This is a genomic window from Chamaesiphon sp. VAR_48_metabat_135_sub (genome assembly GCF_031418915.1).
Classification (GTDB): Bacteria; Cyanobacteriota; Cyanobacteriia; order Cyanobacteriales; family Chamaesiphonaceae; genus Chamaesiphon.
The window spans coordinates 1-7,893 of the sequence record NZ_JANOJV010000272.1 but is presented as its reverse complement, the minus strand read 5'-3'; the positions used below and the strand labels follow the sequence as shown (position 1 = coordinate 7,893).

Annotated in this window: 5 protein-coding genes; 2 read left to right on the top strand and 3 right to left on the bottom strand. The window is 44.3% G+C overall.

What is annotated here, in order from left to right; translation table 11 throughout:
• Positions 1-399 precede the first annotated feature (399 nt).
• Together RMO55_RS19260 and RMO55_RS19255 are read right to left on the bottom strand one after the other, a co-directional pair.
• Entirely contained in the window at positions 400-1,314 is a 915-nt protein-coding gene (locus tag RMO55_RS19260) for a DUF3365 domain-containing protein (protein WP_310429317.1), read from the bottom strand.
• A gap of 182 nt (positions 1,315-1,496) precedes the next feature.
• Positions 1,497-2,897, bottom strand: coding sequence for an aspartate ammonia-lyase (locus RMO55_RS19255; protein WP_310429315.1), 1,401 nt, complete (start codon positions 2,895-2,897; stop codon positions 1,497-1,499).
• Between the two features lie 219 nt (positions 2,898-3,116).
• On the opposite strand from RMO55_RS19255, the gene RMO55_RS19250 reads away from it, so the two are divergent.
• Positions 3,117-4,694 (top strand): ATP-binding protein, encoded by a 1,578-nt coding sequence (locus RMO55_RS19250; RefSeq protein WP_310429312.1) that lies wholly within the window; start codon positions 3,117-3,119, stop codon positions 4,692-4,694.
• Positions 4,695-4,798: 104 nt separating this feature from the next.
• On the opposite strand, the gene RMO55_RS19245 is transcribed toward RMO55_RS19250, so the two are convergent.
• Positions 4,799-5,752 carry a LysR substrate-binding domain-containing protein gene (locus RMO55_RS19245; protein WP_310429310.1) on the bottom strand — a complete coding sequence of 318 codons (954 nt, stop codon included), beginning with the start codon at positions 5,750-5,752 and terminating at the stop codon, positions 4,799-4,801.
• 503 nt (positions 5,753-6,255) lie between these two features.
• On the opposite strand from RMO55_RS19245, the gene RMO55_RS19240 reads away from it, so the two are divergent.
• Entirely contained in the window at positions 6,256-7,605 is a 1,350-nt protein-coding gene (locus tag RMO55_RS19240) for a CmpA/NrtA family ABC transporter substrate-binding protein (protein ID WP_310429308.1), read from the top strand.
• Positions 7,606-7,893: the final 288 nt, after the last annotated feature.

The following is a 7,893-nucleotide window of genomic DNA, read 5'->3' as shown; positions in this document are numbered from 1 at the left end:
CATCCGTAGATGCAATTGTGCAACGGTTGAGAAGCTCACGACTGGTATGCAGCGATGAAACCAGTGCAAGAGTCAATGGCAAGAACCAGTGGGAGTGGGTTTTTCAAAACGACCAAGTTTGTTTGCATGTGATTCGCCCATATCGATTCTTACTGCTTTAAACCCCTTGGAATCCTTATTTCCTCTGAGTTGAGCAATTACGATTAATTTTTTCACTAGTACTGAGCGGCTGAAATAAAGCCACCATTTAGTCCTTGTTCTAATCACTCTCCCCGCTCCCCGCTCCCCGCTTTTACGAAATAGTAATGTTATTTACGCCGCTTAGTACTAGTACTAAGCGGCGCAAATCCCGAATCCCCAATCCCATCAGAATAGTCTCTTTATTTACACCCAAGACTACTAGGGAGTCTTCTCGTCTGGAGGCGCGAGCAAATTCATCGAAATTTTTAAACTTGATTTCATCCGACCAAAAGCGGTAGATAGTAAACCTATTTCATCTGAGCTTTGATGTTCAAATTCAGCATCCATATCGCCTAAACTAACAGCTTCTGCTGTTTTGACCATCTTCCGAATCGGTCGAATTACAGCACGACGTAATAGATAATTAATCGTGAGTAAAATCGCTCCAAATACACCTAGTAAAACTCCCATGATGATTTTAAGTGCATCTTGGGCGCGATCGATAATTTCCTCAGCCGGAACAGAAATGACCTGAGCAGCAACAATTTCCCCTAGTTTCCACCCAAATCCATTTTCCGAGCCATAGGTAGCAATTTGACTTTTTGGTGCTCGATCGGGTGTAGAATGGCAGCGTAAGCAGCTCTCTTTTTTTACGATGAGTGGACGCGCAATATAAAATACTTTTCCCCCAGGTAAATCTTGGAACCCTGATAGTTCTTTAGTTGCTGGATCGTTTCTAAACTTTTCGACTAAATTGGTTTCAAATTTATCAACTTTATCCCGCAGATTAGTTGGGTTGAGGGTTGCTTCTTTATAAAAGAAATTGCGATAAGCTTCATTTTTTCGTAATCTTTGAAATACCTCGGTTGCTGAGAATGCTGGAACTGTTTCAGGAATAAAGGCTGATTCAACTTCTAGCCGAGCATCGAGAAGCGGTTGAATATTACTAGTTGTATAGTCGCGGATGGAGTTCATTGTTTGAACGATTAGTTTAGCTTTAGACGTTACTTCTATTTCAGCATTACGCTCCAAAACTTGCAGTAGCAGCGAACTTGTTAGGATCGACCCAATAATAAATATAATTAGTAAAAATACATTAAATTTGGATTCTAATTTTAAATTTTTAATAAACATCCGATCGAGTGATAGGTATTGGTAAATAAATTATGACCGACGGGGTTTCTAAATGCTCCGCAAAAATAGATTGTCTATTTCCGCATAACTGCCAATTAAATCGCTAGTATTCTGATAAATGGTTAGAACATATCCCCGACTTCTTGAAGAAGTCGGGGATATAGCCGTAATGGTCGAATCGATTATTGTGGTAGCTGGCTCATTTTTTCTAAATCTAATACTCGCGCCAATAAATCTGGCTCCATTAGTCCCTGCTCCAAGACAATTTGGCGGAGAGATTTACCTGTAGTTAGAGATTCTTTGGCGACATTTGCTGCATTTAGATAACCGATGTGAGTGTTGAGTGCAGTTACGAGTGCTAAACTTCCTTCTGCATAGTCGCGACACCGTTCTGGGTTGGCTGTAATTCCTACGATACACTGTTCTGTCAATGCTTTAATGGCATTGCCTAAAATCTCAATACTATGTATTAAATCGTAGGCAATTAAGGGCATCATCACATTTAATTCTAATTGTCCCGCTTGGGCTGCCATTTCGATCGATCGATCGAATCCCATTACCTGAAAGCATACCATCGAGATCATTTCTGCCATAACGGGATTGTATTTCCCTGGCATAATCGACGAGCCAGGTTGGACGGGAGGCAGTTGAATTTCTTTTAAACCTGTTTTGGGACCAGAATCCATTAACCGGATGTCGTGGGAGATTTTCACGAGGTCTGCGGCGAGATTGCGGAGGCTACCGGAGACGTTAACAAATGGTGCCATACTTTGCATGGCTGCCATTAAATGGGGTGCAACGGTGAGAGGTTGTCCGATTAATTCTCCCAAAATCTGGGCTACTGTCGATCGATATTCGGGATGTGTATTCAATCCGGTACCCGCAGCACTTCCACCTAAGCCTAATTTGGTGAGATCGTCTGCTGCGGTGGTAATCCTAACTCGATGATCGCGTAGAATCTGGGCAAATGCGCCAAAACTATCACCCAATCTGACGGGAACTGCGTCTTGCATGTGGGTGCGTCCAGATTTGACGATCGACTGAAATTCTACCGCTTTTTTGTCCAATGCGACGATCGCACGATCCAATGCAGGTAATAAAGTATGGGTAAGTGCGAGTAATCCGCCGACTCGAATTGCGGTGGGAATCACATCATTGGTAGACTGTCCGTAATTTACATGATCGTTGGGATTTACCCGCTGATAGTTACCTTTGACATCACCCAACAATTCCAGCGCGCGGTTGGCTAATACCTCATTCACATTCATATGATGAGAAGTCCCCGCGCCAGCCTGATAGACATCTACCACAAACTGTTCGCGTAAATTTCCCTGTAAGATTTCATCCGCTGCTGCGACGATAGATTGACTGAGTTCGCTAGTAATACAACCTAAATTTCCGTTCGCGATCGCGGCTGCTTTTTTGATTAAAATACAAGCATCAACATAGGTAGCCAGCGGTTTCAAGCCACTAATCGGGAAATTTTCGATCGCCCGCAAAGTTTGAATGCCATAATAAGCCGATTCAGGGATCTGACGTTCTCCCATTGAATCCCGCTCGATCCGATAATTATCCTTATTCATCAATCCCAAATCCTTAGCACAGATACTTTATATTATTGCGAATACGATCGATTTAGATGAGATCGGATCGATCTTCTCATCTCCTCACCTATCATATAAATATCTAAAATATCAACTTATTTAATATTTGTTTAATATTTTACGTTTAGAACTCGAATCTAGAGCTATGCTAAAGGAGTTAGTAAATCCAGAGCGAGGTGTTGACACCTCGAATAATGCATGGAAATCAAAAGTCCATCCGCAGTTGTCAACGATGCACGAGTAATTCCTCACCAAATTGAGGAATTGCACTATCTTTGCTGCGAGCAGTCAATCTTACTAGATTTAGTTACCGACGCGATCGTGCTGTGGTCGATCGAGGGACAGGTAAAATATTGGAATCGCAGTGCCGAAAGGATGTATGGTTGGTTGGCAGGGTGTGCGATCGGGAAGCATGTAGCCGATTTCCTGTATTATCTTGACGATCCGCATTATCAGGTCGCGATCTCGCAGACACTCGATCGAGGAGAATGGAGTGGGCAACTTCAGTTATCTACCAAGGATGGAAAAAGTATTACTGTCGCCAGTCATTGGTACCGAATTGACGAAACTAGTGGAATACCTCGATCGATCCTGACGATCGATTCAGATATTACCCAGCATAAACTACTCGAACGGCAATTTCTCCACGCTCAACGGTTGGAAAATTTGGGCACATTAGCCAGTGGGATCGCCCACGATCTGAATAATATTCTCACACCGATCGTCGCAATTACCGAACTATTACCACTGAGACTGAAAAATTTAGACGATCGCACTCAGAGATTACTCAGCACCCTCTCAGAAAATTCTAAACGCGGACGGGAATTAGTCGCCCAAATCTTAACTTTTGCGCGCGGTGGTGATGGCGAACATACGATCCTTCAACCGCGCCATTTACTGGCGGAAGTAGTCCAAATTGCCAGACAAACCTTCCCCAGATCGATCGAGATTAGCCTTCAAATCGAGAGTAAGGATCTGTGGACATTATCCGCCGATGCGACCCAACTTCATCAAGTGTTAGTCAATTTGTGTGTCAACGCTCGCGATGCGATGCCAAATGGGGGAGAATTGACGATGATGGCGGAGAATATCATTTTAGGTGATGACTATCCAAAATTACATCCCAATGCCCTCGGCGGGGCATATGTCGCGATTACCGTGGTAGATACAGGCATTGGGATCGAGCCAGAATTGTTAGATCGGATTTTTGAACCGTTTTTTACAACTAAGCCAATTGGTAAAGGAACGGGATTAGGGCTTTCGACGGTACAAACGATCGTCAATAATCACCAGGGATTTGTGGATATTTCCAGTCAAGTGGGAAAGGGGACACAATTTCGATTTTATTTACCCGCAATTGACCAAATGGTACCTGAGTACGTTCGCTCGATTTTACCAACTCTCACAGGCAAAGGGGAACTAGTTTTAATCGTTGATGACGAACCCTCAATTCGCGAAATTCTCGGTGCGACGATCGAATCTTATCAATATCACAGCGTAACAGCTAGCAACAGTCAACAGGCGATCGAGTTATATACTCAACACCATCACGAGATCCACACGATCCTACTAGATTATATGATGCCAGGTGGCGATCCCAGTCAGACGATCGCTCAATTTCACTCGATCGATCCCAATGTCCGCGTGATTGTCATGAGTGGTTTATCGGCTCACGAGATCGCCGCTCACAGTCATGGTGAAACAATTAAAGCTTTCTTGGCTAAACCCTTTAGCACTGAAGATTTACTCCACACACTCAAAGCTGTTTTGAATTAGGTTTTAGGTTTTATAGCAACTACCAAGACGGTTAGGACATCTCAGCACCAATGTAGTACTCCCGACTTCTCCAAGAAATCGGGGGGATGTCCACTGCGAGGAACTCAAATAGGATTGCTTAGAACACTTAATTTTGACAAATCATCTAACGTACTTTCGACAATCGATTTACCTTCATTGAGTAAAAAATCTAGGAATGTTTGAGCAGCAAGAGATAGCTGTTTACCAGAAGGATAAATCACATACCACTGCTGTTGAATCGGAAAACCTTCAACATTTAAAAAAGTTAAAGGCCCGCCCGGAACCGCTAGCGACAAGCAGTGCAAGGACAATACCGAAAGTCCCAATCCACCGGCAATGCCTTGCTTAATCGCTTCATTGCTGCTCATTTCCATCACAGTATTTATTTCTAGGCGATTGTCTGTAAAAAACTGTTCGACAATGGCGCGAGTCCCAGAACCAGATTCGCGCATGATAAATGGCTCTTCAATTAGTCGTCGGAGTGAAATCGCTTTTTGCTCGCGGGCGAGGGGATGATCGCTAGGAGCTACCACCACGAGGGGATTGGGCAAAATGGGTCGCAGTTCGATATCGAGTTCTTTGGGCGGTCTGCCCGTAAAATACAGATCGTCTTGATTGTGGGCGAGTCGATCGAGTACCTGCGCTTGATTGGTAATATTGAGACTCAACTCGATCGCGGGATGCTGTCGCTTGAAGGTACCCAGCAGTCTCGGTACGAAGTATTTAGCCGTAGTAGTGGTTGCTAGGCTCAAGTGACCTTTTTCTAAACCTTTTAATTCATTCAGGCTGCTTTCGAGTAATTCGAGGCGGCTCGAAATTTCTTGACTGGCGGCAAGAACTTCTTTGCCTGCTTCGGTTAGATAAAAGCGTTTGCCTAATTGCTCGACTAGGGGAATGCCGACAATTTTAGTCAGTTGCTTCATTTGCTGGGATACTGTCGGTTGCGTCAGGTTCAACTCTTCGGCAGCACGGGTGAAACTATTGTGCCGCGCAATCGCTTCTAACACATGTAACTGATGGATTGTGGCTTGTTTCACAGTTGTGTGGCGGGATGGGGATGGGAATAGGTTTGGAGTCGGGAGTTGGGAGTCGGGGAGTCTGAAGACGCTTGCGTCCTACCTACTACTACTCTCTACCCTCTTTTTTTAATGCTTTGGGAGTAGTAGATCCCTACTTGAATAGATACTTTCTATTACAATAGCACCTAAAATTTAATTTGCCTATTTTAGAACCTATCCATATTGACTAAACACATAGATCTATTCTATCGATCCCCAGATTAACAATTATTCGTGTCTATGGACTATTCCGTGGAGATTAGCCTAGCAGATGGAAGTGGCAATGCTTTGCGGAGCAACGACTAGGACTGTTCGATCTCAACGGATCTATCATTCAGATTTATTTTGCCAGGATGTATTGACAAATACATCGAGTTTATGTAATGATTTTTTCTATGGTATTTAACTAAATCATTGATTTTGTAAATTTTAATTATCAATCCTAAAATCTCCTTAATTTTCAGATATTCACTTAAAAACCCATGCAACATCTCTCGCGTCGGCACTTTTTGCTGGCGGCTGGTGCGGCTGGTGGCGCAACCCTGCTCAAAGGTTGCAGCATCAACCCACCCTCCCCAGACTCACTATCTCCCAAAGCACAAGCACTGACTCTCAGTTCGTTAACTACTCCAGAGACAACATCCGTTAAACTGGGCTACATTGCGATCGCTGAATCGGCACCATTAATTATTGCTAGGGAAAAGGGATTTTTCGCTCGCCACGGCATGACTGATGTGGATGTGTCGAAACAAGCCTCTTGGGGTTCGGCGCGAGATAATATTGAAATCGGCTCCTCTAACGGTGGGATCGATGGCGGACAGTGGCAGATGCCCATGCCGCAATTAATTTCGGAAGGGATTATTACCAAGGGCAATCGCAAAATTCCGATGCTGTCGATGGCGCAGTTGAGCACTCAAGGTAATGGGATTGCGATCGCTTCCCAACATGCTGGCAAGGGTTTCGATCTAGATGTATCGAAGGCGGCAGAATACGTTAGGGAAATGAAAGCTAATGGTAAGCCCTTTAAAGCTGCCTATACCTTCCCCCGCGTCAATCAAGATTTTTGGATTCGCTATTGGCTCGGCGCAGGCGGCATCGATCCTAGTAAAGATATCGATCTGATCGCCGTACCCGCAGCCCAAACTGTAGCAAGTATGCGGACTGGCTCGATGGATGGATTTAGTACCGGCGATCCTTGGCCCTCGCGGATTTTACGAGATAAGCGCAAGTATGGATTCTTAGCAGTTTTAACAGCCCAAATTTGGCCAGCACACCCAGAAGAGTACTTTGCAATGCGCAAAGATTGGGTCGAAAAAAATCCCAAAGCCGCCAAAGCAATTCTCAAAGGGATTATCGAAGCCCAAATGTGGTGCGACGATCCGAAAAATCGAGCAGAGATGGCTGCTATTTTAGGACAGCGTAAATACTTTAACGTTCCCAGCGATCTATTAATTGGCCCGTACACGGGTGAGTATATACTTGGTGCCGATCGCAAAACAGTTAAGGATGAGAAATTAGCGATTCGTTACTGGAAAGATTCGCGGGGTAGTGTTTCTTATCCCTATAAGAGTCACGATTTATGGTTCTTAACTGAAAGCGTTCGGTGGGGATTTCTACCGCAAGGTTTCATGGGCGAAGCCGTTGGAGTGATTAATGCTGTCAGTGGCGAGAAGTTTTGGCGAGAGGCTGCTCAAGAGTTGGGAATTGCCAGTGCAGACATCCCCCCATCAACATCTCGCGGCATCGAGAAATTCTTCGACGGTGCCGAGTTCAACCCCGAAAATCCGAAAGCTTATTTAGATAGCTTAAAAATCAAAACTATGAAGGCTTAGATTAATTATCAAGTTCTAGCGCCACAATTCTCTGTCTTATCTCTCTAAACCGTCGGGAAACCCGACGAGCGAGAGCCGCAATTCTCAATTCTCAGTTCTCAATTAATTTCGGAGCATCATTATGACAACTGGCATACGTAAATCATCGGGATTTCGGATCGGCAATATGGAAATATCTGCCAAAACGCTCAAGAAAAATGTCCTACCACCAGCGATCGCGATTTTTACATTCTTAGCTTTGTGGGAAGCGTTATCGGCTTCGGGAATTACCCTCTTACCTGGCCCTTC